We start from the raw sequence: 25,263 nt of genomic DNA, 5'->3' as shown, positions 1-25,263 counted from the left end.
CAAGCCCGCTCCCACAGGGTTCTGTGTTGTGGTTAATTACTGGACAACCGGTCCCCGCGCGCAAACTTCCACGTCCGAATGATTTCCAGCCGGTCGATGTCCGACAAATCCCCGGTAAACGGTGAGAACGGCGCCGCCAGCCTGACGATCCGCTGCGCCGCCTGATCCAGCAGCGGTTGCCCGGACGACTCCAGCACCAGCACTTCATACAACGAACCGTCGCGGTTGATCGAGACCATCAGGCGCAGATTGCCGTAGATCTGTTTGCGCCGCGCTTCGTCGGGGTAATTGAGGTTGCCGATGCGCTCGACCTTCTTGCGCCATTCGTCCTTGTACCAGGCGCCCTTGTCTTTCATGGTCGAGGCGGCGCTCAGGCGGTGGATACGCGGGCGCTTGGCGTACAGCTGTTGTTCGTTGGCCAGTTCCGCTTCAAGGCTGGCGATGTCGCTGGACAGCTGTTCACTGTCGAACGTCGGCGCAGCGACAGCGGGCTTGGTCACGGGCTTGGGTTCTTCGGTCTTGGCCGCGGCTTTTTTCGGTTTCGGTGCGACGGTGGTCACGGCAGCCTTGGGCGGCGCTTCCCGAACTTCAGGCTTGGCGGCCGGTGGTGGCGTGACTTTCTGCACCTTGTTGTCCTGGAACGGCGCGACCTCGGTGGTCTTGGGAATCGCCTTTTTATCCAGGGTGCCGCTGCCTTCCTGATTTTCCTGGGCGAGGAAATCAGCCTTCGTCGGCTTCTTTTCACTCTTGAAGGTGGCGAGGGTGATTTCCAGGGTTTTGCTGATTTGCTTGGGTTCGACCATCGTGAAGCCGACGCCCAACAACAAGGCCAGGTGAATCAGCGCCGCGAGAAACAGGGTAAATCCGAGGCGATCGGCCGGGCGCACGCCGCGGTGGGCGAGTTCTGCGGGCAGATCGGACGGAAGTGTCATGACAAGAAAACCAACATCGCGTTTTTCACAGGCCGCGCATGATAACGCAATGTTGGTTCGATCTTGGCTGTTCTATATCAACGGGCCTTGAGCTTCTGATCGATGGCATCCATCAGCATCCCGCCGATGTCGGTTCCGAACGCATTATCAATCTCGCGAATGCAGGTCGGGCTGGTGACGTTGATTTCTGTCAGATGCTCACCAATCACGTCCAGGCCTACGAACAGCAGGCCTTTCTCACGCAGGGTCGGGCCGACTTGCGCGGCGATCCAGCGGTCTTTCTCGGTCAGCGGACGGGCTTCGCCACGACCACCGGCCGCGAGGTTGCCACGGGTTTCGCCGGCTGCCGGAATCCGCGCCAGGCAGTAATCCACCGGTTCGCCATCGATCATCAGGATGCGCTTGTCACCGTCCTTGATCGCCGGCAGGTAGGCCTGGCCCATGATCTGCTGGGTGCCCAGCGCGGTCAGGGTTTCCAGAATCACCGAGAGGTTCGGATCGCCTGCGCGATGACGGAAGATCGAGGTGCCGCCCATGCCGTCCAGCGGCTTGAGGATCACATCACCGTGCTTGGCGGCGAATTCACGCAGCACGTCGGCGCGGCGGCTGACCACGGTCGGCGGCGTGCACTGCGGGAACAGCGTGGCGAACAGTTTCTCGTTGCAGTCGCGCAAGCTCTGCGGCTTGTTGACCACCAGCACGCCGGCGCGTTCGGCCTGCTCCAGCAGGTAAGTGGAGTAGACGAATTCCATGTCGAACGGCGGATCCTTGCGCATCAGGATCACGTCCAGATCGCTCAGCAGCGCGTCGGTCTCGGCTTCCAGTTCGAACCATTTTTCCGGGTTGGCGAAGACTTTCAACGGCCGCATCCGCGCCCGCGCTTCACCTTCGGCCTGGTACAAGTCGCGCTGTTCCATATAGAACAATTCCCAGCCGCGCTTCTGTGCGGCCAGCAGCATGGCCAGCGAGCTATCCTTTTTATAGGAGATGCTGGCAATAGGATCCATGACAATCCCGACGCGAACGCTCATGGGTTTTTCCTCGAAATGGGGTGGTCCGAAAGGACACGAAAAAGTGGCGTCAGAGTGGCGCCGAGTGTGTTCCCGGTCAAGGAAAAACCACCGCGCCAGTCCCCGGATAGATTGCATTTGGAGACTGTGCTAAAAAGGCTGCCATATCGTTCTGGCCCTTAAACATCAAGGGTTTCGGGCCTCCGGTTATCGGAAACGGACAAATTGATTCGCAAAGGCGACGGTAGAGCATTTATGGACCAGCATTCCAGCGCCTTGAAGGTCATGGTGATCGACGATTCGAAGACGATTCGCCGCACCGCCGAAACGCTGCTGAAGAACGTGGGGTGTGAGGTCATCACGGCCATCGACGGTTTCGATGCGCTGGCCAAGATTGCCGACAATCATCCCGGCATCATCTTCGTCGACATCATGATGCCGCGTCTGGATGGCTATCAGACCTGCGCCTTGATCAAGAACAACAGTGCGTTCAAGTCCACGCCAGTGATCATGCTGTCGTCCAAGGACGGGCTGTTCGACAAGGCCAAGGGGCGCATCGTCGGTTCCGACCAGTTTTTGACCAAGCCCTTCAGCAAGGAAGAACTGCTGAACGCGATCCAGGCTCATGTACCGGGCTTCGCCGCCGTTTTGCCGCAGTAGGACACGCACAGTGACGCTCGGCCAGCGGGCCCGGCGTCGACAAGAAGAATGGGGAAAACCATGGCACGTATTCTGATCGTCGATGATTCGCCGACTGAAATGTACAAACTGACCGGCATGCTGGAAAAGCACGGTCATGAAGTATTGAAAGCCGAAAACGGCGCCGACGGCGTGGCGCTTGCCCGCCAGGAAAAACCCGACGCCGTGCTGATGGACATCGTCATGCCCGGCCTCAACGGTTTCCAGGCGACCCGCCAGTTGACCAAAGACCCGGAAACCGGGCACATCCCGGTGATCATCATCACCACCAAGGATCAGGAAACCGACAAGGTCTGGGGCACGCGCCAGGGCGCCAAGGATTACCTGACCAAGCCGGTCGACGAAGAAACCCTGATCAAGACCCTGAACAACGTGCTGGCCGGTTGATCGTCCGGCCATGACCGAGTCGCTGACGGCTTTCGAACTGCTGCTGCAGATCGACCAGCGCTGTCGTCTGCTGGCGGCGGACCTGCCCTCCCAGCCGACCCGGCAGGACAGTTGGAGCGGTATCGGTTTTCGCCTGGGCGAGCATTGGTATGTCGCGCCCATGGGCGAGGTCAGCGAAGTCCTGCATGAACCCCGGTTCACGCAGCTGCCGGGGGTCAAGCCCTGGGTCAAGGGCGTGGCCAACCTGCGCGGGCGCTTGCTGCCGATGATGGATTTGTGCGCTTTCTTTTCAGATAAAGAACCAGGCCACGAGTTGTCGGCCGTGCGCAAACAGCGGCGGGTGCTGGTGGTGGAGCATAACGATGTGTTTGCCGGGTTGATGGTCGATGAAGTGTTCGGCCTTCAGCACTTTGCCCAGGACAGCCTGGAGCCGGCAGAGGCGTTGAATGGCCCGATTGCGCCGTTCATCAAAGGGCGGTTTCAGCGCGAGCAGAGCTGGCAGGTGTTCAGCCCGTTTGCGTTGGCGCGATCGCAAAGTTTCATGCATGTAGCGCTATAAACACGGTAACGCCGATCCTGTGGGAGCGAGGCTTGCCCGCGAAGAACGATAACGTGGTTTTTCTGCAGGACCGCAGCGCCTGCTTCGCGGGCAAGCCTCGCTCCTACAGGGGTGTGGGTGAATTGGGCTGGATAGGCGAGGACCGATGATAAAAGCAAAAACAGGCAAGCCAGAAGGATCGCGCAGCCGCTCGCAGATCATCGCGTTGTTCATCGCGTTGATTGTTTTCATCATGCTGCTGTTCGCCAACTTCGCTTACCTCAACACCCAAGCCACGTACGATAAACAGTACATCGGCCACGCCGGCGAGCTGCGCGTGCTGTCTCAACGCATCGCCAAGAACGCCACGGAAGCCGCCGCCGGCAAGGCTGCCGCGTTCAAGCTCCTGAGCGATGCGCGCAACGATTTCGCTCAGCGTTGGGGTTATCTGAAAAAAGGCGACCCTTCCACCGGCCTGCCGCCAGCGCCTTCCACCGTGCGCCCGGAAATGCGCGCCGTGCAGATGGATTGGGAACGCCTGCTGAAAAACACCGATGCCATTCTGTCCAGCGAACAGACGGTTTTGTCGCTGCATCAGGTCGCCGCCACGCTCGCCGAAACCGTGCCGCAATTGCAGGTCGAGTACGAAAAAGTCGTCGAAATCCTCCTGCAACGGGGTGCGCCAGCCGCCCAGGTGGCGATGGCCCAGCGTCAGACGCTGCTGGCCGAACGTATTCTCGGCGCGGTGAACACGGTGTTGTCCGGTGACGAAAGTTCGCAACAGGCTGCCGACGCATTCGGTCGCGACGCGACGCGTTTCGGCCAGGTGCTCGCCGGCATGCTCCAGGGCAATCCGGCGCTGAAGGTCAGCCAGGTCGAAGACCGCGATGCCCGCGCCCGTTTGACCGAAATTTCCGAGCTGTTTGAATTCGTCTCCGGTTCGGTGGATGAAATCCTCGAAACCTCGCCGGAACTGTTCAAGGTCCGCGAATCGGCGACCAACATTTTCACCTTGTCACAAACCCTGCTGGACGAAGCGTCGCACCTGGCCGGCGGTTTCGAAAACCTCGCCGGCGGGCGTAACACCGACGAAATCGGCGGCTACGTGCTGGGTCTGCTAGCGTTGATGTCGATCATCCTCATCGGTCTGGTAATGGTTCGCGAAACCAACCGTCAGCTGCGTGAAACCGCCGAGAAGAACGAGCGCAACCAGAACGCGATCATGCGCCTGCTCGATGAAATCGAAGACCTGGCCGACGGCGACCTGACCGTGACGGCGTCGGTGACCGAAGACTTCACCGGGACCATCGCCGACTCGATCAACTATTCCGTGGATCAGCTGCGCGATCTGGTGGCAACGATCAACCTCACCGCCGGCCAGGTCGCCGCCGCCGTGCAGGAAACCCAGGCCACTGCCATGCACTTGGCACAAGCCTCGGAGCATCAGGCGCAACAGATCAGCGAAGCCTCCACCGCGATCAACGACATGGCGCAGTCCATCGACCAGGTCTCGGCCAACGCCGCCGAATCCTCGGCGGTGGCCGAGCGTTCCGTGGAAATCGCCAACAAGGGCAACGAGGTGGTGCACAACACCATCCACGGAATGGACAACATTCGCGAGCAGATTCAGGACACTGCCAAGCGCATCAAGCGTCTCGGCGAGTCTTCGCAGGAAATCGGCGATATTGTCAGCCTGATTGATGACATTGCCGACCAGACCAACATCCTCGCGCTCAACGCCGCAATTCAGGCCTCCATGGCCGGTGATGCCGGGCGCGGTTTTGCGGTGGTGGCGGACGAAGTCCAACGGCTGGCCGAGCGCTCGTCCGCGGCAACCCGACAGATCGAAACCCTGGTGCGGGCGATCCAGGCCGACACCAACGAAGCAGTGATTTCCATGGAGCAGACCACCACCGAAGTGGTGCGTGGCGCGCGTCTGGCGCAGGATGCCGGTGTGGCCCTGGAAGAAATCGAAGGCGTCTCGAAAACCCTCGCGGCGCTGATCCAGAGCATCTCCAACGCGGCCCAGCAACAGACGTCTTCGGCCGGGCAGATTTCCCTGACGATGAACGTGATCCAGCAGATCACCACGCAGACATCGTCCGGTTCTACGGCCACTGCCGAGAGCATCGGCAACCTGGCGAAAATGGCCAGCCAGCTGCGGCGTTCGGTGTCCGGTTTCACCTTGCCGGCCGCCAAGGCGCAAACTGCGGATAAAGTGTGAAGCTTCAACGGGCGTTCGAACGATGAACGGAGCAGTTATGGGTGATCGGCACGACTATGTGGCCCTGGAGTGGGTCAAAGGCGAGATTGCCGAAACGCTGAAAGTGGCTCACCAGGCGATTGAAACGTTGCTTGATGACCCCCAGGCGACGCACGCCCTCAGTGAATGCCTGGCGTGCATCCATCAGGTTCACGGCAGTTTGCAGATGGTCGAATTCTACGGCGCGGCCCTGCTCGCCGAAGAAATGGAACAACTGACCGCTGCCTTGCAGCAGGACCGCGTCAGCCATCGCGACGAAGCCATTCACCTGTTGCTGCAAGCGATCGGTCAGTTGCCGGTCTACCTCGACCGCGTACAAGGCGCACGCCGCGACTTGCCGCTGGTGGTGTTGCCGTTGATCAACGATCTGCGCAGCGCCCGTGGCGAAAGCCTGTTGTCGGAAACCAGCCTGTTCACCCCGCAGTTGCCGGACCTTCCACCGCTGGATGAAGAATCACTGGCGCTGCTCGAACCGGCGGACCTGCCGAACGTGCTGCGCAAATTGCGTCAGATGTTGCAGATGGCCCTGGTCGGGTTGCTGCGCGAGCAGGATGACGACACTCACCTCGGCTACCTGACCAAGGTGTTCTCCCGCCTCGAAGGGCTGTGTGGCAACGCGCCCCTCAGCCCGTTGTGGCAAGTCGCATCGGCGCTGGTCGAAGGCATGCGCGGCGGTTCGATCGCCAACAGCCCGGCCCTGCGCAGCCTGTTCAAAGACGCCGACAAAGAGCTCAAGCGCCTGCTCGAACAGGGCATGTCCGCGATCAATCAGCCGGCGCCGCCGGAGTTGCTCAAGAGTTTGCTGTTCTACATTGCCAAGGCCGAACATCCCACCGGGCAGATGCTGACCATGAAAGATCGCTACGGATTGGACGACGCGCTGCCTGACAGCGCGATGGTCGACGAAGAACGGGCGCGGCTGGCCGGCCCTGACCGCGATGCCATGCGCTCGGTGCTGGCAGCGCTCTGCGAAGAGCTGGTGCGGGTCAAGGAACGCCTGGACCTGTTCGTGCGCAGCGACCGCCAGCACACCTCGGACCTCGAAAGCCTGCTCGCGCCGCTGCGACAGATCGCCGACACCCTGGCGGTGCTCGGTTTCGGCCAGCCGCGCAAGGTCATCATCGATCAACTGGCGGTGGTGCTGAGTCTCGCCCAGGGCCAGCGCGAACCCAACGACGCGATCCTCATGGACGTTGCCGGGGCCTTGCTCTACGTCGAAGCGACGCTGGCCGGCATGGTCGGCACCGTCGAGCCGGAAAGCCAGGAAGACAGCCGCCTGCCGACCACCGACCTGACGCAGATCCACCAGATCGTGATCAAGGAAGCGCGCATCTGCCTGCAACAGGCCAAGGACATGATTGTCGATTACATCGACGCCGACTGGGACCGCCAGCACTTGCAACCCTTGCCGGCCTTGCTGACCCAGGTGCGCGGTGCGCTGGCGATGATTCCGCTGAGCCGGGCCGCGAGCCTGATCGACGCCTGCAACCATTTCATCCGCGAGCATTTGCTGCTGGACCCGGACCAGCCTGGCTGGCAGGAACTGGACAGCCTGGCCGACGTCATCACCAGCATCGAGTATTACCTTGAGCGTCTGAGCGACGATCCCGAAGCGGCCGGCGAACAGTTGCTCGACGTCGCGGAAAAAAGCCTGGCGTCACTCGGCTTTTTCCCCAGCGAACACAATGTGCCGGTGCTTGAGGACGTGCTCAGCCCGAGTGAAGCGCAGGTCATGCAGGATCAGCAGGAACTGGCCGATCCGGAAGTCGTCCAGACCCTGGCCGATGTACTGGCCAATCCGGTCTCGGCCGTTAACCCGCCAGCGCTGAACACACCGGGCAGCCTGTTGCCACCGCCGGCGGACGAAGCGCCGGTGGATGACGAGCTGCGCGAAGTCTTCCTTGAAGAAACCGATGAAGTCCTGGACATCCTGCGGGAATACCAGCCGCGCTGGTTGGCCTATCCCGACAACACGGCGGCCTTGAGCGAATTGCGCCGGGCTTTCCACACGCTCAAGGGCAGCGGCCGAATGGTTCGCGCCTTGGTGCTGGGTGAATTGGCGTGGGCCGTGGAAAACCTGCTCAACCGCGTGCTGGAGCACAGCGTTGAGCCGGGCCCGGCCGTGCAACAACTGCTCGACGACGTGCTCAACCTGCTGCCGGAGCTGGTGGCTGAATTTGCCGACAATGCCCAGCGTCAGCGCAACGATGTCGACCAGTTGGCCGCCCGCGCCCATGCCCTCGCCAAGGGTGACCAGCCGTTGGCCGATGAGGACGTGCAGGATGTCGCGGCCCTCGATCCGCTGTTGCTGGAGATCTTCCGCAACGAAGCCGAAACCCATCTGGCCAGCCTCAACCGCTTCCTCGAACAGGCCGCCGAGCATGTGCCGTTGCAGGCCAGCGACGAATTGCAGCGGGCGCTGCACACCCTCAAGGGCAGCGCCTCGATGGCCGGCGTCTTGCCGATCGCCGAGCTGGCGACACCTCTGGATCACCTGGCCCGTGAGTACAAGGCGCACCTGATCGCGCTGGACCTCGACGAGGTTGAACTGTTGCTGGAAGCCGAAGGCGTGTTCCGCCTCGGGTTGCGTCAGCTCAAGACCGATCCGTTGGCGGAGATTCCTGGCGCCCGTTCATTGATCAAGAGAACCCAGGCGCTGCTGGCCGAGCGTCTGGAAGCGCTGTTGAGCACGCCGAGCACGGCGCTTCGAACCAAGCGCGATCCGCAGTTGATCAACAACTTCCTGGCCCAGGGCATGGACATTCTGCTGGACGCCGAAAGCCTGTTGCAGCGCTGGCAGCAACACCCCGGCGAACGTCAGGAACTCAGTGCGCTGCTGGACGAATTGACCACTCTTGGCGAAGGTGCGCACCTGGCGGATCTGCATCCGGTGGATGAGTTGTGCGAAGCCTTGCTGGACCTCTACGGTGCCGTGGAAGAAAGCAGCCTGGCGGTCAGCGACCGGTTTTTCCACGAGGCGCAAAGTGCTCACGAAGCGCTGATCAACATGCTCGACGAACTGGCTGCCGGTCAGGAAGTCAGCCCGCAACCGGAGCGCATCCGGGCCTTGCGCGGCTTGCTCGACGAGAGCCTCGACCCGGCGGCCATGGGCCTGATTCGCAGTGACGGCAGCCGCACCCTGAGCATTCGCGAACTGGGCGACGCCACCGCCGAACTTGAACGCACGCTACCCCCTGTAGGAGCGAGCTTGCTCGCGAAGAACCCACAGGCGTCACGTTTGTCTGATGAGCACGCGTCATCGTTAACGTCCATCGCGAGCAAGCTCGCTCCTACAGAGGACCGCGCTGTTGAGCTCGACGATGAAATCGTGTCGATCTTCCTCGAAGAGGCGGTGGATATCCTCGAAAGCGCTGGCCAGGCCTTGCAGCGTTGGCTGAATGACCCGGAAAACGGCGCGCCGCTGTTGTCGTTGCAGCGGGATTTGCACACGCTCAAGGGTGGTGCGCGGATGGCCGAGGTCGAGCCGGTCGGTGACCTGGCCCATGAACTGGAAAGCCTTTACGAAGGTCTTGTCGATCGCCGCTATAGCCACAGCGACGGGTTGGCGCACCTGCTGCAACAAAGCCATGACCGACTGGCTCAGTTGCTTGAGCAATTACAGCACCAGAAACCGCTGGGTGATCCGGGTGAGCTGATCGAGGCCATTCGCGAGTTCCGCCAAGGCAATGCCAATGCGCCCGAAGCCGTCGACGCTGCACGGGCCGAGGATTCGCCCGGGCATGATCCGGAGCTGCTGGAAATCTTTCTCGAGGAAGGTTTCGACATCATCGAAAACTCCGGCGCGGCGCTGGTGCGCTGGCAGGCCGAACCTTCCAATCGTCAGGAAATGGAAACCCTGCTGCGCGACCTGCACACCCTCAAGGGTGGCGCGCGGATGGTGGAAATCGGGCCGATCGGCGACCTCGCCCATGAACTGGAATTTCTCTACGAAGGCTTGACCGCCGGGACGCTGAAACCGACGGCAGCGCTGTTCGGACTGTTGCAAAGCAGCCATGACCGACTGGCGCAAATGCTCGACGCCACCCGCGCCGGTCAACCGTTGCCGCCAGCCGATCAACTGATCGATGCGATCCGCAATTTCAGCCACCCGGAGGTGCTGGAAGCCTCGGTGGCCGCACCGGTTGCACCCAAGGTCGAACCGCTTGCACCCCAAGTCGATGCCGGTGCCGACATGGTCAAGGTCTCGGCAGAACTGCTCGACGATCTGGTCAACCTGGCGGGCGAAACCTCGATCTTCCGTGGCCGTATCGAACAGCAGGTCAACGATGCGCGTGTGGCGTTGAACGAGATGGAAACCACCATCGAGCGCATGCGCGATCAGTTGCGCCGGCTCGATACCGAAACCCAGGGGCGGATTCTCAGCCGCCAGCAAGTCGATGCCGAACGCTCGGGCTATGAAGAATTCGACCCGCTGGAGATGGACCGCCACTCGCAGTTGCAGCAACTGTCGCGGGCGTTGTTCGAATCCGCCTCCGACCTGCTCGATCTCAAGGAAACCCTCGACCGGCGCAACCAGGACGCGGAGAACCTGCTGCAACAGCAGGGCCGCATCAACACCGAGTTGCAGGAAGGCTTGATGCGTACGCGCATGGTGCCGTTCGAGCGGATGTTGCCACGCTTGAAACGCATCGTTCGCCAGGTCTCCAGCGAACTGGGCAAGGACGTGGAATTCATCGTCGGCAACGCCGAGGGCGAGATGGATCGCAACGTCCTCGAACGCATGGCCGCGCCGCTGGAGCACATGCTGCGCAACGCCGTCGACCACGGCCTGGAATCCACGGAGGCGCGCATAGCGGCCGGTAAACCGGCGCAAGGGCGAATCACCCTCGACCTGTCCCGCGAGGGCGGCGACATCATTTTCGACATCCGCGACGACGGCGCCGGTGTGCCGCTGGACGCGGTACGGCGCAAAGCGATCAAGCGCGGATTACTCGCCCCGGACAGCGATATCAGTGACCGCGACGTGCTGCAATTCATCCTGCAACCGGGGTTCTCCACGGCCGAAAAAATCACCCAGATTTCCGGGCGCGGCGTCGGCATGGACGTGGTCCATGAAGAGGTGCGACAGCTGGGCGGCAGCATGAGCATCGACTCGGTGCCGGGGCAGGGCGTGCATTTCCGCATTCGGCTGCCGTTCACCGTGTCGGTCAACCGGGCGCTGATGGTGCAGTGCGGTGAGGACCAATATGCAATTCCGTTGAACACCATCGACGGTATCGTGCGTGTGCTGCCCAACGAACTCGAAGGGCATTACCGGCTCGATCCGCCGACCTACAAATACGCCGGGCAGCACTATGAACTGTGCTACCTCGGCGAGCTGCTGAAAACCAGCACCCGCCCGAAACTGCTGGGCCAGAGCCTGCCGTTGCCGGTGTTGCTGGTGCAATGCAACGAACGGCACATCGCGGTGCAGGTCGATGCCATGGCTGGCACCCGGGAGATCGTGGTGAAAAGCCTCGGCCCGCAGTTTGCGGCGGTGCAGGGCTTGTCCGGGGCGACGATCCTCGGCGATGGTCGGGTGGTGCTGATTCTCGATCTGTTGGCGCCGATCCGTGCGATGCAGGCGCGGGTGCCGCAACAACCGCTGATCCAGGACGCAGAATCCGAACCGCACAAGCCGTTGCTGGTATTGGTGGTCGACGACTCGGTCACCGTGCGCAAGGTCACCAGCCGTTTGCTCGAGCGCCACGGCATGAACGTGCTGACCGCCAAGGACGGCGTCGATGCCATGTTGCTGCTCGAAGATCACCTGCCGGACCTGATGCTGCTGGACATTGAAATGCCGCGCATGGACGGTTTCGAAGTGGCGACGCAAGTGCGTGCGGATGAGCGTTTGCAGCATCTGCCGATCATCATGATCACCTCCCGCACCGGCCAGAAACACCGCGACCGCGCCATGGCCATCGGCGTCAACGACTACCTCGGCAAGCCGTACCAGGAATCGGTGCTGCTTGAAAGCATCGCGCTGTGGAGCAAAACCCATGCTTGAACACCGCACCAGCAACCTTACCGGGCTGCTGCTGCCCTTGGCCGACCGTAATCTGATCTTGCCCAACGTCGCAGTTGCGGAGCTTATTGATTACCAACCCAGCGCCTTCGACCTCGACACGCCGCCGTGGTACCTGGGGCGGGTAACGTGGCGAGACCGGCAGATTCCGTTGCTGAGCTTCGAGTCGGCCTGTGGGCAGAAAATCGTCATCGGCGAACGGGCGCGGATTGTGATTCTCAATGCGCTGGGCGGGCGGCCGGAGCTGAAATTCATCGCGCTGCTGGTGCAGGGGATCCCTCGCTCTTACAAGCTTGATAGCCAGCTGAGCTATGTGGATGTGCCGTTGTGTGCGCTGGAAAAGGCCGCGGTGCAGGTGGGGGATCAAGTGGCGAAGGTGCCGGATTTGTTGGCGCTGGAGGAATTGTTGGTGAGTGCCGGGTTAGTCTGACACGCCCCCTTCGCGGGCAAGCCTCGCTCCTGCATTGGATCTGCGGCGTGCACAAAACCGTGTAGGAGCGAGGCTTGCCCGCGAAGGCGGCCTTCAACTTACCAAAGACCTCACTGTTAAACCCCGGGCCGAGCCTTCATCTGCAACACCTCATGGTGATCCAGCGCCCGCTCCACCAACAACTGCACCCCATCGGCCATTCGGCTGAGGGCCAAAGCTATAGAGCGGCATGAGCCTTCCACATCGTCCGCCAGTTCGGCAGCAATGGCGCTGATGGACAGCAGGTCTTCGGAGGCATTGGTCAGAAGGGCTTCGGTATCGATATCGGGGGAGACGGTGAAGAGCTTGGATTTACGGCGCTTGGCCGGTCGTTCGTGGAGTGACGGGAAGTAGTGGGGGAAGGCGCGGTCGGCGGCTTCCTTGAGTTTTTCGGCTTCGAGGGATGCATCGGAACCGGTGTCGGTTTCCGGCGGGTTGGGAGTTGGTTTGAACATAGTGAATCTCCGCTTATGTTTTGGAGCTGGCCCTTTCGGTTTCCGAACGAAGGGGTGGCAGCTGTACGCAGGCTGGAAACCCGGGAAACGGCAACCCGGTTGACCCGAAGGTCTCCCGCGCACAGCCGCCATAACGGAGTGCACACTTTAAGGTGCGCAAGCATACGTCATGAGTGGCGCTTTCACGCCGTTTACTCGTCGGGGTTTCCAATCCCGGTCGCTGAATTGGCAGCGACACACAAACGATAAAGATCAACGCAAAACCGCACCAGTCGGCGGGTTCCGGCATTGCTGTAGGCAGCGACGCCAGACTGCGTAGCCTCACACCGTTCCTGCGGACAAACTTTTAAACACAAAACCTCAGTCTGTCGGACCCTGTGGCGAGGGGGCTTGCCCCCGTTGGGTTGCGAAGCAGCCCCAATACCTGCAACCGAGGTGTATCAGGTACACCGAGCACAATGTTTTACGACTGCTGCGCGGCCGAACGGGGTGATGCGGCATTCCGACAAGCCCCCTCGCCACAAAGGTTTCTGCGCTGGCCTGAAGATTCCCGAGAAGGGACCGATCGGTCCTATTTTGGGACTTATCGATCATTGCACTCCGGCATTGAAATCGGCGGGGATTGTTCTGGCCCCATCGCGAGCAGGCTCGCTCCCACAGGGGTGTGTACGCCGCAAATCCAATGTGCGAGCCTGCTCGCGATGGCGGCGGCCGGTTCAACCATTACCCTGACCGTAACGATCCGTCGCTCTGCTTGATTGATGCCCCCACCCAACACTCCTAAGGTGACCCCCACGACAGCGAACCCGTGGAGTGGTCATGACAACAACAATATCCCCCGACTCGCGATGGACGCGGCGGCGCAGCGAAAAGCAGCGGCGTCTCGAGTTGGTCAAAGGCCTTGCCGACGGTGTGGTCCTGCCCACCGACAACATTGTCGCGGCGCTCGAAGCCTTGATCCTGCCCGGCGACCGTGTGGTGCTGGAGGGCAATAACCAGAAACAGGCGGATTTCCTTTCCCGCTCACTGGCAAAAGCCGATCCGGCAAAGCTGCATGACTTGCACATGATCATGCCCAGCGTCGGACGCTCCGAACACCTGGACCTGTTTGAACGCGGCATCGCCCGCAAGCTCGACTTTTCCTTCGCCGGCACCCAAAGCCTGCGCATCAGCCAATTGCTTGAAGACGGCCTGCTGGAAATCGGCGCGATCCACACCTACATCGAGCTCTATGCGCGACTGGTGGTGGACCTGATTCCCAACGTCGTGCTCTCGGCTGGTTTCATGGCCGACCGCGCCGGCAATATCTACACCGGCGCCAGCACGGAAGACACGCCGGCGCTGATCGAACCGGCGGCTTTCAGCGACGGCATTGTCATCGTTCAGGTCAACCAACTGGTGGACGACGTTACTGACCTGCCACGCGTCGACATCCCCGCCTCCTGGGTCGATTTCGTTGTAGTGGCGGACAAGCCGTTCTACATCGAACCGCTGTTCACCCGCGACCCACGCCACATCAAGCCTGTGCACGTGCTGATGGCGATGATGGCGATCCGCGGGATCTACGAAAAACACAACGTCCAGTCGCTGAACCACGGCATCGGTTTCAACACCGCGGCCATCGAACTGATCCTGCCGACCTACGGCGAATCCCTCGGTCTCAAAGGCAAGATCTGCCGCAACTGGACGCTCAACCCGCACCCGACTTTGATCCCGGCCATCGAAAGCGGCTGGGTCGAAAGCGTGCATTGCTTCGGCACCGAACTGGGCATGGAAAACTACATCGCCGCGCGGCCGGACGTGTTCTTCACCGGGCGCGACGGCTCGCTGCGCTCCAACCGAATGTTCAGCCAACTGGCCGGGCAATACGCGGTCGACCTGTTCATCGGTGCGACCCTGCAAGTCGATGGCGACGGCCATTCCTCCACCGTGACCCGCGGGCGCCTGGCCGGTTTCGGTGGCGCGCCGAACATGGGCCACGACCCGCGCGGTCGTCGCCACGGCACCCCGGCCTGGCTCGACATGCGCCACACCGACGTGCCCGAGCCAATGCTGGAACGCGGCAAAAAACTCGTGGTGCAAATGGTCGAGACTTTCCAGGAGGGCGGCAAACCGACCTTCGTCGAAACCCTCGACGCGATTGAAGTGGCGAAGAAAAGCGGCATGCCGCTGGCGCCGATCATGATCTACGGCGACGACGTCACCCACCTGCTGACTGAAGAAGGCATCGCCTACCTGTACAAGGCGCGTTCGCTGGAAGAACGCCAGGCGATGATCGCCGCCGTCGCCGGCGTGACCGTGATCGGCCTGCGCCACAACCCGAAAGACACCGCGCGCATGCGTCGCGAAGGGTTGATCGCCTTGCCCGAAGACCTCGGCATTCGTCGCACCGACGCCACCCGCGAATTGCTCGCCGCCAAAAGCGTGGCGGATCTGGTCGAGTGGTCCGGTGGCCTCTACAACCCGCCCGCCAAATTCAGGAGCTGGTAATGCACGCCTTCAACCTGCAACCGAAAACGTTAACCCTGGCCGAACGGCTGGCGGACCTGACGGTGGACGCGCTGATCGACGAAGCGGACCTGTCGCCGAAACCGGCGCTGGTCGATCGTCGTGGCAACGGCGCGCACACTGATTTGCACCTTGGGCTGATGCACGCTTCGGCGTTGTCGTTGTGGCCGGCGTTCAAGGAAATGGCAGAAGCGGCCATTGAGTTTGGCGAAGTGGGTTTGCCGCTGCGCGAAGCCGTCGGGCGTATTGGTCGGGAAGGGGAGCAAGCGATGCTCACCACGACTGGCGGCGTGAACACCCATCGTGGGGCGATCTGGGCCTTGGGGCTTTTGGTCACTGCCTGCGCGCTTGAACCTGAATCTACTGCAGCAGGCGCCATCGCTTTGCGAGCTGCAAGCCTCGCGTTACTTGAAGACCGATACGCGCCACGTCCACTCAGCCACGGCGCCCAGGTCGCCCAACGCTACGGCGTGCGGGGTGCCCGCGAAGAAGCTCAACTGGGCTTTCCATCGGTGTTGCAACGGGCGCTGCCACAACTCAAACGCAGCCGTGCCGTTGGCCATGGAGAGCAGAACGCCCGGCTCGATGCCTTGCTGGCGATCATGACCAATCTGGCCGACACCTGCGTGCTGTACCGCGCTGGCGAACAGGGCCTGCACACCATGCAACTCGGTGCCCAGGCCGTACTCGATGCCGGCGGCAGTGCCAGCCTCGCCGGTCGCCGTCGTCTGCACGAATTGGACGAACAATTAATCGCATTGAATGCGTCGCCCGGTGGTGCAGCGGATTTACTCGCCGCCTGCCTGTTTATCGACCGCATCGAGTCCGGAGCTTTCTGATGGAAACCTTATCCTTTGAATTCCCCGCCGGGCAGCCGCCACGCGGTCGCACGCTGGTGGGTTGTGTCGGCTCGGGCGATCTGGAAGTGCTGATCGAACCGGGTCAGGCCGGCAAGCTGACCATCAAGGTGCAGACCTCGGTCAATGGCGCCGAACAACGCTGGCAGCATCTATTTTCGCGGATGTTCGATGGCCAGACTCCGCCAGCGATGGCCATCGATATCCACGACTTCGGTGCGACGCCCGGCGTGGTGCGTTTGCGTCTGGAACAAGGCTTCGAGGAGATCGGCCATGACTGATCTCCTCCAGCCATACCTACAAAGACGCAGCTTCATCGAACTCGGCGCGCGGCAACGGGCGAGAGTCTTGCTCGATGCCGACACTTTCCGTGAACTGCTCGATCCGTTTCAACGGGTCATGTCGCCGTGGCTGTCGCGCCAGGGCGTGGTGCCGCAAGCCGATGACGGCGTGGTGATTGCCAAAGGCAGCATCGGCGGTTTGCCGGTGGTCATCGCGGCCATCGAAGGCGCGTTTCAGGGCGGCAGCCTCGGCGAAGTCGGCGGGGCAAAGATTGCCGGCGCACTGGAGCTGGCCGCTGAGGACAACCGCAACGGCACTCCGACCCGCGCCGTGTTGCTGCTGGAAACCGGCGGCGTGCGGTTGCAGGAAGCCAACCTCGGGCTGGCGGCGATTGCCGATATTCATGCGGCGATTGTCGATTTGCGCCAATACCAACCGGTGGTCGGTGTCGTCGCCGGAAGCGTGGGTTGCTTTGGCGGGATGTCGATTGCCGCCGGGTTATGCAGCTATTTGCTGGTGACCCAGGAAGCGCGCCTTGGCCTGAACGGCCCGCAAGTGATCGAACAGGAAGCCGGGCTTGAGGAATACGACTCCCGCGACCGTCCTTTCATCTGGAGCCTGACCGGTGGCGAGCAGCGTTTTGCCAGTGGCTTGGTGGACTGTTTTGTCGCTGACGACGTGGCACAGATTCAGCAGCAGGTCAGCGGGTTGCTGCAACAGGGCTTGCCGGCGCAACAACGCAGTCGTCAGGCCGATCTGTTCCTGCAACGGCTGGCCCGTCTGGACGCCGCGCCGCAAATTGAACCGTCAGTGGTTCGCGATCTGTATCGAGGAGAGCGCTCATGAGTTCGTATTCCCTGAGAGGTTTGAGCTGGTTCAACGCCTTGAGTGCGGGCGGAAAAACGGTCGAAGGTTTGCCCGCTTCATTGAAGGTGGCCGACGGCGTATTGGGTGATCAGCCTGTCCGGTTTATTGCGGTGGTGGCTGATCCGGACAACCGGTTTGTCCGCGCTCGCAACGGTGAAGTCGGTTTGCTGGAAGGCTGGGGCCTGGCCAAGGCTGTGGATGAGGTCATCACGGCCGACGTTGGTAAACCGCGCAAGCGCGCCTTGATCGCGATCATTGATGTGCCGAGTCAGGCCTATGGTCGGCGCGAAGAAGCACTTGGTATTCATCAGGCTTTGGCGGGTGCGGCGGACAGTTACGCTCGCGCCCGACTGGCCGGCCACGCCGTGATTGGTTTGCTGGTGGGCAAGGCGATGTCCGGGGCATTCCTGGCCCATGGTTATCAGGCCAATCGGCTGATCGCGCTGCGTGATCCCGGTGTCATGGTGCATGCGATGGGCAAGGCTTCGGCGGCGCGGGTGACCTTGCGCAGCGTCGAAGAGCTGGAAGCGCTGGCCGCCAGTGTGCCGCCGATGGCGTATGACATCGACAGTTATGCGAGCCTTGGATTGCTTTGGGAAACCTTGTCGGTTGAGCAGATCGAGCAGCCGACGGCCGCCGATCTGACGCGGGTCACTGAATGCCTGAACCAGGCGATTGGCGATGTTGCCGCAAGCGGGCGTGACCTGAGCAGCCGCTTGGGTGCGAGCAATCGCGCGGCATCCAGCAAGGTTCGCCAACTGCTGAGAGAACAGTGGTGAATACCTTTCTGGCCCACGACCTGCTCTGGGGCATGACCCCGGAGCAGCTGCCGGTGGACGCACCTGCCTGGGTGATCGAGTCGATCCACGCGGGACAGCCAGTGGTGGTTCGGCGTGCGCTGAGTGCGCCGGATCACATCGCGGTCGGGGTGCGTGGGCGATTGCGTGAGCAGCGTTTTGCAACGGTGATGTCGGTCGATGCGGTTTCGCGTCGCGTCAGTCCGGAAGAACTTTCTCACGTCTCGATCGACCGGGATCTTCCGGCAGTGCGCACCCTCAATCAACTGCGGCCGATGCTCGATGGCTGCGGTTGGGTGTGGGGTGTCAGTGGTAGCGCCGGGTTTGAATTGGCCTGCGGTGTCCACGCCTTGCACGAAGGCAGCGATCTCGACTTGATCCTGCGCACACCGCAACCGTTGGATCGCTTGAAGGCGCAGGCACTGCTGAAGATTCTGGACACGTCTGAGTGCCAGGTAGACATGCAATTGCAGACGCCTTTCGGCGCCGTCGCCCTGCGTGAATGGGCTGGTGGTGCACGCCGGGTACTGCTGAAAAATGCCAGTGAAGCCTGTCTGGTGATGGATCCGTGGAACCCGCAGGAGCAAGCAGCTTGAGCAGTCTGCTGGTGTTCCCAGGGCAAGGCGCGCAGCAGCCGGGCATGCTCCATCGTTTGCCTGGCGAAACGGTGAACGAGGCGAGTGACGTGCTCGGTGAAGACGCGTTGTTGCTGGATTCTGCCGAAGCGTTGAAGTCGACACGGGCGGTTCAGCTTTGCCTGTTGATCGCCGGTGTCGCCGCGTCGCGCCAGCTATCCATGGCGCCGGATTACGTAGCGGGATTGTCCATCGGCGCCTATCCGGCGGCAGTGGTAGCGGGTGCGTTGAGTTTCAGCGATGCGCTGCATCTGGTCAGCCTGCGCGGTGAGCTGATGCAGCAGGCTTATCCACAGGGCTACGGCATGACCGCGATCATCGGTCTCGATTTGTCGACAGTGGAAAGCTTGCTGGCACAGGTTCACAGCGTCGATACGCCGGTTTACCTGGCCAACATCAATGCCGATAACCAGGTGGTGATTGCCGGCAGCGACGGCGCGATGAAAGCCGTCGCCGAGTTGGCGAAAGGTCGCGGTGCAGGCCTGGCCAAGCGACTCGCCGTCAGTGTGCCGTCGCACTGTCCGCTGCTGGATGCGCCGGCTAAAACCCTGGCCGATGCATTCGCCAGGGTGCCGCTGAAAACGCCGACCCTGGGTTACCTCAGCGGCAGTCGCGCCCGGCCAGTCATCAATGCCGAAGCCTTGCGCGACGACCTCGCCTTCAACATGTGCCGCGTCGTCGATTGGCGCGGCACCGTGCAAAGCGCCTACGAGCGCGGCGTACGTCTACAGATCGAACTGCCGCCCGGTGCGGTGCTGACCGGGCTGGCGCGCCGGGTGTTCGAGCAGGGCACCGTGATTGCCTTCGACGGGGCGCGGCTCGATACCTTGCAGGCGCTGTTGCGTGAGGAGGGAAGCCGCCAACCCTAGACCACCGACTCAGGCCTTCGAACAACAAAAACAACATTCGACGATGCACTTTGAGGACTACAACAATGATTATTTATGGTGTGGCGCTGTTGGCGATCTGTACGCTGGCAGGGGTGATCATGGGTGACATGCTTGGCGTGATGCTGGGCGTCAAATCCAACGTTGGCGGTGTCGGGATCGCGATGATCCTGTTGATCTGCGCGCGGCTGTGGATGCAAAAGCGCGGCGGCATGACCAAGGATTGCGAGATGGGCGTCGGCTTCTGGGGCGCGATGTACATTCCGGTGGTGGTGGCGATGGCGGCGCAACAAAACGTCGTGACCGCGCTGCATGGCGGCCCGGTGGCGGTGCTCGCGGCGATCGGTTCAGTGGTCCTCTGCGGTTGCACCATTGCGCTGATCAGTCGGACTCACAAAGGCGAACCGTTGCCCGATGAACCCGAGGAAATAAGCCCCGTCGCCACTCCCGTAGGAGGTCGCTGACATGTGGGATCTCATCGAGAAAGGTCTGGAACATAACGGTCTGGTCACGGCGTTCGCGTTTGTCGGCGTGATCATGTGGGTGTCGGTGGTGCTGTCCAAACGCCTGACGTTCGGACGGATTCATGGCTCGGCGATTGCCATCGTCATTGGCCTGGTACTGGCCTGGGTTGGCGGGACCATGACCGGCGGGCAAAAAGGCCTGGCGGACCTGACGCTGTTTTCCGGCATCGGTTTGATGGGCGGTGCGATGTTGCGGGATTTCGCCATCGTCGCCACGGCGTTCGAAGTGCAAGCCACCGAAGCGAAAAAGGCCGGGCTGATCGGCGTGATCGCACTGCTGTTGGGCACGGTGCTGCCGTTCGTTGTCGGGGCGAGCATCGCCTGGGCGTTTGGCTACCGCGATGCGGTGAGCATGACCACCATTGGCGCGGGCGCGGTGACGTACATCGTCGGGCCGGTGACCGGGGCGGCAATTGGCGCCAGTTCCGATGTGGTGGCGTTGTCAATTGCCACCGGGTTGATCAAGGCGATTCTGGTGATGGTCGGCACGCCGATGGCAGCGCGCTGGATGGGGCTGGATAATCCGCGTTCGGCGATGGTGTTTGGTGGGTTGGCCGGGACGGTGAGCGGTGTGACGGCCGGGTTGGCGGCGACGGATCGGCGGTTGGTGCCTTATGGCGCGTTGACCGCGACGTTTCATACCGGGCTTGGGTGCTTGCTGGGGCCTTCGTTGTTGTACTTCATTGTTCGGGGGATTGTCGGCTAAACCGCTGGGTCTTCGCTGACTGTTCCGGCGCTTTCGCGAGCAAGCCCGCTCCACAGGGGAACGCATTCCAATGTGGGAGCGGGCTTGCTCGCGAAGGGGGCGACGCGGTCTGTCAGGTTTGCCGGTTGGCATACATCCGACACTCCGCCAGCAACGCCAGTAAATTCGGGTCGCGCTCCTTGGCCTTCAGGAACACCACACCGATGTGCTGCTGCAGCCGGTACTTTTCCTGCAACGGGATCAGCTTCACCCGGTTCTCATACACCGCCGCGATCCGCCCCGGCAGCAACGCATAACCCACCCCCGAGCTGACCATGCTCAGCAGGGTGAAGATGTCGTTGACCTGCATTGCCACCTTCGGTTCGAACCCTGCCTGCCTGAACACCCGATTGCCATCCTGGTGCGTGGCGAAGCCTTGGGTCAGGGTGATGAACGTCTCGTCGCGGACTTCGGCCAGATCCACTTCCGCGCGTTGGGCGAACTTTGAATCCGCCGGGGTGGCCAGGAAGATGTCATCGGAAAACAGCGGAATCTGCTCGCAGTCGGGGTCGTTCACACTGTCGTCCAAAGACACCAGGATCGCATCGACTTCCATGTTCTTGAGTTTGTACAACAGATCGAAATTCGAACCGAGGATCAGGTCGATGTTGAGTTCGCTGCGGCGGATTTTCAGGCCCATGATCAGTTGCGGCACGGTCTTCACCGTCAGCGAATACAACGAGCCCAGCTTGAAGCGCTCAGCGGAGAAACCGGCGGCTTCGCGGGTCAGGCGCACTGTTTCGACCACATCCTGAATCAGCTTCTGCGCGCGTTCTTCCAGCACATAGGCGCTTTCCAGTGGCGTCAGGTTGCGGCCTTCATGTTTGAACAGCGGACAATGCAGGGCGCTCTCCAGGGAATGAATGGCGCGGTGCACGCTGACGTTGCTGGTTTGCAACTCGGCGGCAGCCCGAGCCAGGTTACCGGTGCGCATGAAGGCGAGGAACACCTCGAGTTTTTTCAGGGTCAACTCTTCGTCGATCAGCATGGGCCGGACTCTTATTCGAATGGCTCGATTGTGCACGTATGTGGGTTCTTGGGGGATTTGTGTTTTGAAACATTGCGCTTTTAACCTTCAGGCGTGAGCCTTACGCGAAGTTGCAACGAATCTTGAGGTGAGCAACACATGTATCACGGGGAAAGATTGAACGCCTGGACGCATCTGGTCGGGGCGGTGGCAGCAGTTGTCGGGGCGGTGTGGATGCTGGTGATTGCCGGCATGGACGGCAGCCCGTGGAAGATTGTCAGCGTGGCGATCTACGGTTTCACGTTGATGGTGCTCTACAGCGCATCGACCGTTTACCACAGCGTGCGCGGGCGCAAGAAAGCGATCATGCAGAAGGTCGATCACTTTTCGATCTATCTGTTGATCGCCGGCAGTTACACGCCGTTCTGTCTGGTAACCCTGCGCGGGCCGTGGGGCTGGACGTTGTTCGGGATTGTCTGGGGGCTGGCGTTGATCGGCATCCTGCAGGAGATCAAGCCGCGTTCGGAAGCGCGGATTCTGTCGATCGTGATCTATGCGGTGATGGGCTGGATCGTACTTGTGGCGGTCAAACCGTTATTGGCGGCATTGGGCAGTACAGGTTTCGCCTGGCTGGCGTCGGGCGGCGTGCTGTACACCGTGGGCATTATCTTTTTTGCGCTGGATAGTCGTTTGCGCCATGCCCACGGGATCTGGCATCTGTTCGTGATCGCCGGGAGCTTGCTGCACTTCGTGGCGATTCTGTTTTATGTCCTTTGAGTCTGCTAAGGGATCAAGCGATCCAGTTGTGCCTGCGCCCGTCGGCTGAACACCTGCAACAAGTCGCTCAAGGTATGGGGCGGTGGTTCGTCGGCGCGAGTCACCGCATACAACGTGATCGGTAACGCGGGTGCCAGAGGTCGAATCGCCGTGGTGGCGGGGGATGCGCCTAGCGCGGTAAACGGATCGATCACCGCCAGCCCGGCACCGGATTCAACCATCGCCCGCGCCAGCGAATAGGTCTGCACGGCGATACGAACCCGTGGCGGCGGATCGACCGCCTCAAGGTAGCTGTCGAGCCTGGCCGCCAGCGGGTCGGCGCTGGACAGGCCAATCAGCGGCGCACCGGCCAGTTCGATCAATGGCAACGGTTGGCCCAAGGCGTCGTCGGTCCAATAGCCCAACGGCGCCAGTGCCACCAAAACCCCGCAGGCCAAGGCCTGCGCTTTCAGGCCCGGATGATCCGGCGGCTGCAAGGTCAGCGCGACATCCACTTCGCGCATCAACAAATTCTGCATCAGCTCACGGCTGTGGGCGCTGGACAGTTCGCAGACAATGTCCGGGTAGCGTTGCGTCCACTCGTTGATGGCTGGCGGCAGCAGCGACAGGGCCAGCGCCGGGATCGCGCCGATCCGTACGCTGTGACCCGGCTCGCGCCGCAGGCTCTGGGCCAGACGTCGCACGCCCTGCAGGCTTTCGGTGACCTTGTCGACCTCGCGCTCAAGCTCCAGCGCTTCCGGCGTAGCCTGCAATTTACCGCGCACCCGCAGGAACAACGGAAAGCCCAGTTGCTGCTCGGCGTGTTGCAGCACTTTGCTCACCGCCGGTTGCGATACGTGCAGCAACTGCGCGGCGCCACTGACCGAACCGGTCTGGCGAATGGCCTGGAAAATCTCGATGTGTCGCAGTCGCATGGCAAGTCCATAACCTTTGTTTATGGGTCAGGCATCTTTAAGCATTGTTCAAGGTCTGTCACCTGGTCCTAACCTGAAGCCTGTTTCAACAACGGCTAAGGACAGACATGGCTCAGCGGGTTTGCATCATCGGTGGTGGCGTCATCGGGCTGACGACAGCGTACGCACTGGTTCGCGAGGGCATCGACGTGACGCTGATCGAGGCCCGGGATTCGCTGGGCAGCGAGACCAGTTTCGCCAACGGCGGCCAGTTGTCCTACCGTTACGTCGCGCCACTGGCCGATGCCGGCGTCCCATTGCAGGCGCTTGGCTGGATGCTGCGCGGTGACTCGCCGTTAAAGCTGCGTCCGCGCCTGGACCCGGCGCAATGGCGCTGGATGGCGTCTTTCCTGGCGGCCTGCCGTCGTTCGGTGAATCAGCGCAACGGCGCGCACCTGCTGCGTCTGGCGCTGCTGAGCCAGTCCACGCTGCAAGGCTGGCGCGAAGAAGACCGCCTCGACGGTTTCGACTGGCGACGCAACGGCAAACTGGTGACGTTTCGTGAAGCCGTGAGTTTCGAGCATGCGAGCCACCGTCTGGTGGCTGATCCGCAACAGCAGCACGTGCTGTCGCGGGCCGAATGCGCGCAACTGGAGCCTGCACTCGCCGAGGCGCCGTTTGTGGGCGCGATTTATACGCCTGACGAAGAAGTCGCCGATTGCCATGCTTTCTGCCAGCAACTGCTGGCTCGACTCCAGGCGTCGGGGCGTTGCGAGTTTTTGCTCGGTCGCAAGGTCACCGGCATTCGTCATGCGGACGGCACGGTGCAGGCCGTCGAAATGGGTTCGCAGGTGCTGCCGGTCGATCAACTGGTGATTGCCGCCGGACATCGCAGTCCGGCGCTGGCGTTGCCGGGTATGAACCTGCCGCTGTATCCGCTCAAGGGCTACAGCCTGACCTTGCCGATCCGCGCCGAACATCGTGCGCCGGAGCTGAGCATCACCGATTACAACCGCAAGATCGTTTTCGCCCGCATCGGTGAACAATTGCGCGTGGCGGCGATGGTCGACATTGTCGGTTTCGACCCGGCGCTCGACCCCAAACGTCTGGCGCTGATCAAGCGCCAGGCGCAGGAAACCTTTCCAAATGCTGGCGATTACGACGCCGCCGTCGAATGGGCCGGCATGCGCCCGGCCACCCCCAGCGGCGTGCCATTGATCGGGGCCACGGCGTACCGCAACCTGTGGCTCAACCTCGGCCATGGCGCCCTGGGTTTTACCCTGGCCTGTGGCAGCGGCCGGTTGCTCAGCGAGTTGATCGCCCGGCGCACACCTTCAATCGAAATGCAGGGCCTCGCCCCCCGCGTCGCCTGACTTGAAAAGGAAAAACCGATGAACATCAACCGTATCAACAGCAACAGCCGACTCTCTGGCGCGGTGACCTTTGGCGATCTGGTGTTTCTCTCGGGTCAGGTTCCGGGTGACAGCACCGACGTCACCAGCCAAACCGCCGAGGTGCTGGCGAAGATCGACGCGTTGCTGGCCGAAGCTGGCAGCGACAAGGATCATCTGCTCAACGCGACCATTTACCTGAACGACATTGGCCGCGATTTCGCCGCCATGAACGAGGTCTGGTCGCAGTGGCTGTCACCGGGCAAAGCGCCGACCCGCACCACCTTGCAGGCGCAACTGGCCCGTCCAGAGGTGCTGGTGGAAATCACCGTGATCGCCGCCCGCCGCTAAT

Annotated in this window: 23 protein-coding genes; 18 read left to right on the top strand and 5 right to left on the bottom strand. The window is 61.8% G+C overall.

Annotated elements, in window-relative coordinates:
• Positions 1-32: 32 nt before the first annotated feature.
• Together J2Y86_RS16030 and gshB are read right to left on the bottom strand one after the other, a co-directional pair.
• Positions 33-932: an energy transducer TonB gene (locus tag J2Y86_RS16030; RefSeq protein WP_253433235.1), complete on the bottom strand. Its 900-nt coding sequence runs from the start codon at positions 930-932 to the stop codon at positions 33-35.
• A gap of 77 nt (positions 933-1,009) precedes the next feature.
• Positions 1,010-1,963 (bottom strand): glutathione synthase, encoded by a 954-nt coding sequence (gene gshB / locus J2Y86_RS16025; RefSeq protein ID WP_253433232.1) that lies wholly within the window; start codon positions 1,961-1,963, stop codon positions 1,010-1,012.
• Positions 1,964-2,197: 234 nt separating this feature from the next.
• Between gshB and pilG the strand changes: the two genes are divergently transcribed.
• From pilG to J2Y86_RS15995, 6 genes are all read left to right on the top strand, one after another.
• Positions 2,198-2,602 carry a twitching motility response regulator PilG gene (gene pilG, locus J2Y86_RS16020; RefSeq protein ID WP_027926573.1) on the top strand — a complete coding sequence of 135 codons (405 nt, stop codon included), beginning with the start codon at positions 2,198-2,200 and terminating at the stop codon, positions 2,600-2,602.
• A 60-nt stretch (positions 2,603-2,662) separates the two neighbouring features.
• On the top strand, positions 2,663-3,028 hold the full coding sequence (gene pilH, locus J2Y86_RS16015; RefSeq protein WP_008068134.1) for a twitching motility response regulator PilH: 366 nt from the start codon (positions 2,663-2,665) through the stop codon (positions 3,026-3,028).
• A 10-nt stretch (positions 3,029-3,038) separates the two neighbouring features.
• Positions 3,039-3,587 carry a chemotaxis protein CheW gene (locus J2Y86_RS16010; protein ID WP_253433229.1) on the top strand — a complete coding sequence of 183 codons (549 nt, stop codon included), beginning with the start codon at positions 3,039-3,041 and terminating at the stop codon, positions 3,585-3,587.
• Positions 3,588-3,732: 145 nt separating this feature from the next.
• Positions 3,733-5,790 (top strand): methyl-accepting chemotaxis protein, encoded by a 2,058-nt coding sequence (locus J2Y86_RS16005; RefSeq protein WP_253433225.1) that lies wholly within the window; start codon positions 3,733-3,735, stop codon positions 5,788-5,790.
• Between the two features lie 37 nt (positions 5,791-5,827).
• Positions 5,828-11,839, top strand: coding sequence for an Hpt domain-containing protein (locus tag J2Y86_RS16000; protein ID WP_253433222.1), 6,012 nt, complete (start codon positions 5,828-5,830; stop codon positions 11,837-11,839).
• Positions 11,832-12,287: a chemotaxis protein CheW gene (locus J2Y86_RS15995; protein WP_253433217.1), complete on the top strand. Its 456-nt coding sequence runs from the start codon at positions 11,832-11,834 to the stop codon at positions 12,285-12,287. The genes J2Y86_RS16000 and J2Y86_RS15995 overlap by 8 nt, the downstream gene beginning before the upstream one ends.
• A 116-nt stretch (positions 12,288-12,403) precedes the next feature.
• Here the strand turns inward: J2Y86_RS15995 and J2Y86_RS15990 are convergent, their stop codons facing one another.
• Complete coding sequence (locus J2Y86_RS15990) at positions 12,404-12,781, bottom strand: DUF6124 family protein (RefSeq protein ID WP_253433215.1); 378 nt, start codon at positions 12,779-12,781, stop codon at positions 12,404-12,406.
• An 819-nt stretch (positions 12,782-13,600) separates the two neighbouring features.
• On the opposite strand from J2Y86_RS15990, the gene mdcA reads away from it, so the two are divergent.
• The 9 genes from mdcA (at position 13,601) to madM (ending at position 20,844) form a co-directional block, all read left to right on the top strand.
• Positions 13,601-15,271, top strand: coding sequence for a malonate decarboxylase subunit alpha (mdcA, locus tag J2Y86_RS15985; RefSeq protein WP_253433212.1), 1,671 nt, complete (start codon positions 13,601-13,603; stop codon positions 15,269-15,271).
• Positions 15,271-16,128: a triphosphoribosyl-dephospho-CoA synthase gene (locus tag J2Y86_RS15980; protein WP_253433209.1), complete on the top strand. Its 858-nt coding sequence runs from the start codon at positions 15,271-15,273 to the stop codon at positions 16,126-16,128. The genes mdcA and J2Y86_RS15980 overlap by 1 nt, the downstream gene beginning before the upstream one ends.
• Positions 16,128-16,427 (top strand): malonate decarboxylase subunit delta, encoded by a 300-nt coding sequence (locus J2Y86_RS15975; RefSeq protein ID WP_253433206.1) that lies wholly within the window; start codon positions 16,128-16,130, stop codon positions 16,425-16,427. Before J2Y86_RS15980 ends, J2Y86_RS15975 begins: the two co-directional genes overlap by 1 nt.
• Positions 16,420-17,274, top strand: a complete 855-nt coding sequence (locus tag J2Y86_RS15970; RefSeq protein ID WP_253433203.1) for a biotin-independent malonate decarboxylase subunit beta — start codon at positions 16,420-16,422, stop codon at positions 17,272-17,274. Before J2Y86_RS15975 ends, J2Y86_RS15970 begins: the two co-directional genes overlap by 8 nt.
• The gene (gene mdcE / locus J2Y86_RS15965) at positions 17,271-18,074 is read left to right on the top strand and encodes a biotin-independent malonate decarboxylase subunit gamma (protein WP_253433199.1); all 804 of its coding nucleotides are present in this window, start codon (positions 17,271-17,273) and stop codon (positions 18,072-18,074) included. The genes J2Y86_RS15970 and mdcE overlap by 4 nt, the downstream gene beginning before the upstream one ends.
• The gene (locus J2Y86_RS15960) at positions 18,068-18,688 is read left to right on the top strand and encodes a malonate decarboxylase holo-ACP synthase (protein ID WP_253433196.1); all 621 of its coding nucleotides are present in this window, start codon (positions 18,068-18,070) and stop codon (positions 18,686-18,688) included. The genes mdcE and J2Y86_RS15960 overlap by 7 nt, the downstream gene beginning before the upstream one ends.
• Positions 18,685-19,596: a malonate decarboxylase subunit epsilon gene (gene mdcH / locus J2Y86_RS15955; RefSeq protein WP_253433193.1), complete on the top strand. Its 912-nt coding sequence runs from the start codon at positions 18,685-18,687 to the stop codon at positions 19,594-19,596. Before J2Y86_RS15960 ends, mdcH begins: the two co-directional genes overlap by 4 nt.
• Positions 19,597-19,661: 65 nt before the next feature.
• Complete coding sequence (madL, locus tag J2Y86_RS15950; protein ID WP_253433190.1) at positions 19,662-20,078, top strand: malonate transporter subunit MadL; 417 nt, start codon at positions 19,662-19,664, stop codon at positions 20,076-20,078.
• A gap of 1 nt (position 20,079) precedes the next feature.
• Entirely contained in the window at positions 20,080-20,844 is a 765-nt protein-coding gene (gene madM, locus J2Y86_RS15945; protein ID WP_253433187.1) for a malonate transporter subunit MadM, read from the top strand.
• A gap of 112 nt (positions 20,845-20,956) precedes the next feature.
• Here the strand turns inward: madM and J2Y86_RS15940 are convergent, their stop codons facing one another.
• A complete protein-coding gene (locus tag J2Y86_RS15940; protein ID WP_253433184.1) occupies positions 20,957-21,871 on the bottom strand; it encodes a LysR family transcriptional regulator in 915 nt (304 codons plus the stop codon).
• 138 nt (positions 21,872-22,009) lie between these two features.
• On the opposite strand from J2Y86_RS15940, the gene trhA reads away from it, so the two are divergent.
• A complete protein-coding gene (gene trhA, locus J2Y86_RS15935; protein ID WP_253433180.1) occupies positions 22,010-22,627 on the top strand; it encodes a PAQR family membrane homeostasis protein TrhA in 618 nt (205 codons plus the stop codon).
• Positions 22,628-22,632: 5 nt separating this feature from the next.
• Here the strand turns inward: trhA and J2Y86_RS15930 are convergent, their stop codons facing one another.
• Positions 22,633-23,541 carry a LysR family transcriptional regulator gene (locus J2Y86_RS15930; protein ID WP_253433177.1) on the bottom strand — a complete coding sequence of 303 codons (909 nt, stop codon included), beginning with the start codon at positions 23,539-23,541 and terminating at the stop codon, positions 22,633-22,635.
• Positions 23,542-23,648: 107 nt separating this feature from the next.
• On the opposite strand from J2Y86_RS15930, the gene J2Y86_RS15925 reads away from it, so the two are divergent.
• Both J2Y86_RS15925 and J2Y86_RS15920 read left to right on the top strand, forming a co-directional pair.
• Positions 23,649-24,893, top strand: a complete 1,245-nt coding sequence (locus J2Y86_RS15925; RefSeq protein WP_253433174.1) for a D-amino acid dehydrogenase — start codon at positions 23,649-23,651, stop codon at positions 24,891-24,893.
• Between the two features lie 18 nt (positions 24,894-24,911).
• A complete protein-coding gene (locus J2Y86_RS15920; RefSeq protein ID WP_253433171.1) occupies positions 24,912-25,262 on the top strand; it encodes a RidA family protein in 351 nt (116 codons plus the stop codon).
• Position 25,263: the final 1 nt, after the last annotated feature.

The organism is Pseudomonas migulae (genome assembly GCF_024169315.1).
GTDB classification, from domain to species: domain Bacteria; phylum Pseudomonadota; class Gammaproteobacteria; order Pseudomonadales; family Pseudomonadaceae; genus Aquipseudomonas; species Aquipseudomonas migulae_B.
This window is presented reverse-complemented; position numbering and strand designations above follow the sequence as displayed.

What these genes read in the sequence shown, in the direction of transcription:
- J2Y86_RS16030 (WP_253433235.1), bottom strand. Translation starts at nt 932, where the DNA reads ATGACACTTCCGTCCGATCTGCCCGCAGAACTCGCCCACCGCGGCGTG.
- gshB (WP_253433232.1), bottom strand. Translation starts at nt 1,963, where the DNA reads ATGAGCGTTCGCGTCGGGATTGTCATGGATCCTATTGCCAGCATCTCC.
- pilG (WP_027926573.1), top strand. Translation starts at nt 2,198, where the DNA reads ATGGACCAGCATTCCAGCGCCTTGAAGGTCATGGTGATCGACGATTCG.
- pilH (WP_008068134.1), top strand. Translation starts at nt 2,663, where the DNA reads ATGGCACGTATTCTGATCGTCGATGATTCGCCGACTGAAATGTACAAA.
- J2Y86_RS16010 (WP_253433229.1), top strand. Translation starts at nt 3,039, where the DNA reads ATGACCGAGTCGCTGACGGCTTTCGAACTGCTGCTGCAGATCGACCAG.
- J2Y86_RS16005 (WP_253433225.1), top strand. Translation starts at nt 3,733, where the DNA reads ATGATAAAAGCAAAAACAGGCAAGCCAGAAGGATCGCGCAGCCGCTCG.
- J2Y86_RS16000 (WP_253433222.1), top strand. Translation starts at nt 5,828, where the DNA reads ATGGGTGATCGGCACGACTATGTGGCCCTGGAGTGGGTCAAAGGCGAG.
- J2Y86_RS15995 (WP_253433217.1), top strand. Translation starts at nt 11,832, where the DNA reads ATGCTTGAACACCGCACCAGCAACCTTACCGGGCTGCTGCTGCCCTTG.
- J2Y86_RS15990 (WP_253433215.1), bottom strand. Translation starts at nt 12,781, where the DNA reads ATGTTCAAACCAACTCCCAACCCGCCGGAAACCGACACCGGTTCCGAT.
- mdcA (WP_253433212.1), top strand. Translation starts at nt 13,601, where the DNA reads ATGACAACAACAATATCCCCCGACTCGCGATGGACGCGGCGGCGCAGC.
- J2Y86_RS15980 (WP_253433209.1), top strand. Translation starts at nt 15,271, where the DNA reads ATGCACGCCTTCAACCTGCAACCGAAAACGTTAACCCTGGCCGAACGG.
- J2Y86_RS15975 (WP_253433206.1), top strand. Translation starts at nt 16,128, where the DNA reads ATGGAAACCTTATCCTTTGAATTCCCCGCCGGGCAGCCGCCACGCGGT.
- J2Y86_RS15970 (WP_253433203.1), top strand. Translation starts at nt 16,420, where the DNA reads ATGACTGATCTCCTCCAGCCATACCTACAAAGACGCAGCTTCATCGAA.
- mdcE (WP_253433199.1), top strand. Translation starts at nt 17,271, where the DNA reads ATGAGTTCGTATTCCCTGAGAGGTTTGAGCTGGTTCAACGCCTTGAGT.
- madL (WP_253433190.1), top strand. Translation starts at nt 19,662, where the DNA reads ATGATTATTTATGGTGTGGCGCTGTTGGCGATCTGTACGCTGGCAGGG.
- madM (WP_253433187.1), top strand. Translation starts at nt 20,080, where the DNA reads ATGTGGGATCTCATCGAGAAAGGTCTGGAACATAACGGTCTGGTCACG.
- J2Y86_RS15940 (WP_253433184.1), bottom strand. Translation starts at nt 21,871, where the DNA reads ATGCTGATCGACGAAGAGTTGACCCTGAAAAAACTCGAGGTGTTCCTC.
- trhA (WP_253433180.1), top strand. Translation starts at nt 22,010, where the DNA reads ATGTATCACGGGGAAAGATTGAACGCCTGGACGCATCTGGTCGGGGCG.
- J2Y86_RS15930 (WP_253433177.1), bottom strand. Translation starts at nt 23,541, where the DNA reads ATGCGACTGCGACACATCGAGATTTTCCAGGCCATTCGCCAGACCGGT.
- J2Y86_RS15925 (WP_253433174.1), top strand. Translation starts at nt 23,649, where the DNA reads ATGGCTCAGCGGGTTTGCATCATCGGTGGTGGCGTCATCGGGCTGACG.
- J2Y86_RS15920 (WP_253433171.1), top strand. Translation starts at nt 24,912, where the DNA reads ATGAACATCAACCGTATCAACAGCAACAGCCGACTCTCTGGCGCGGTG.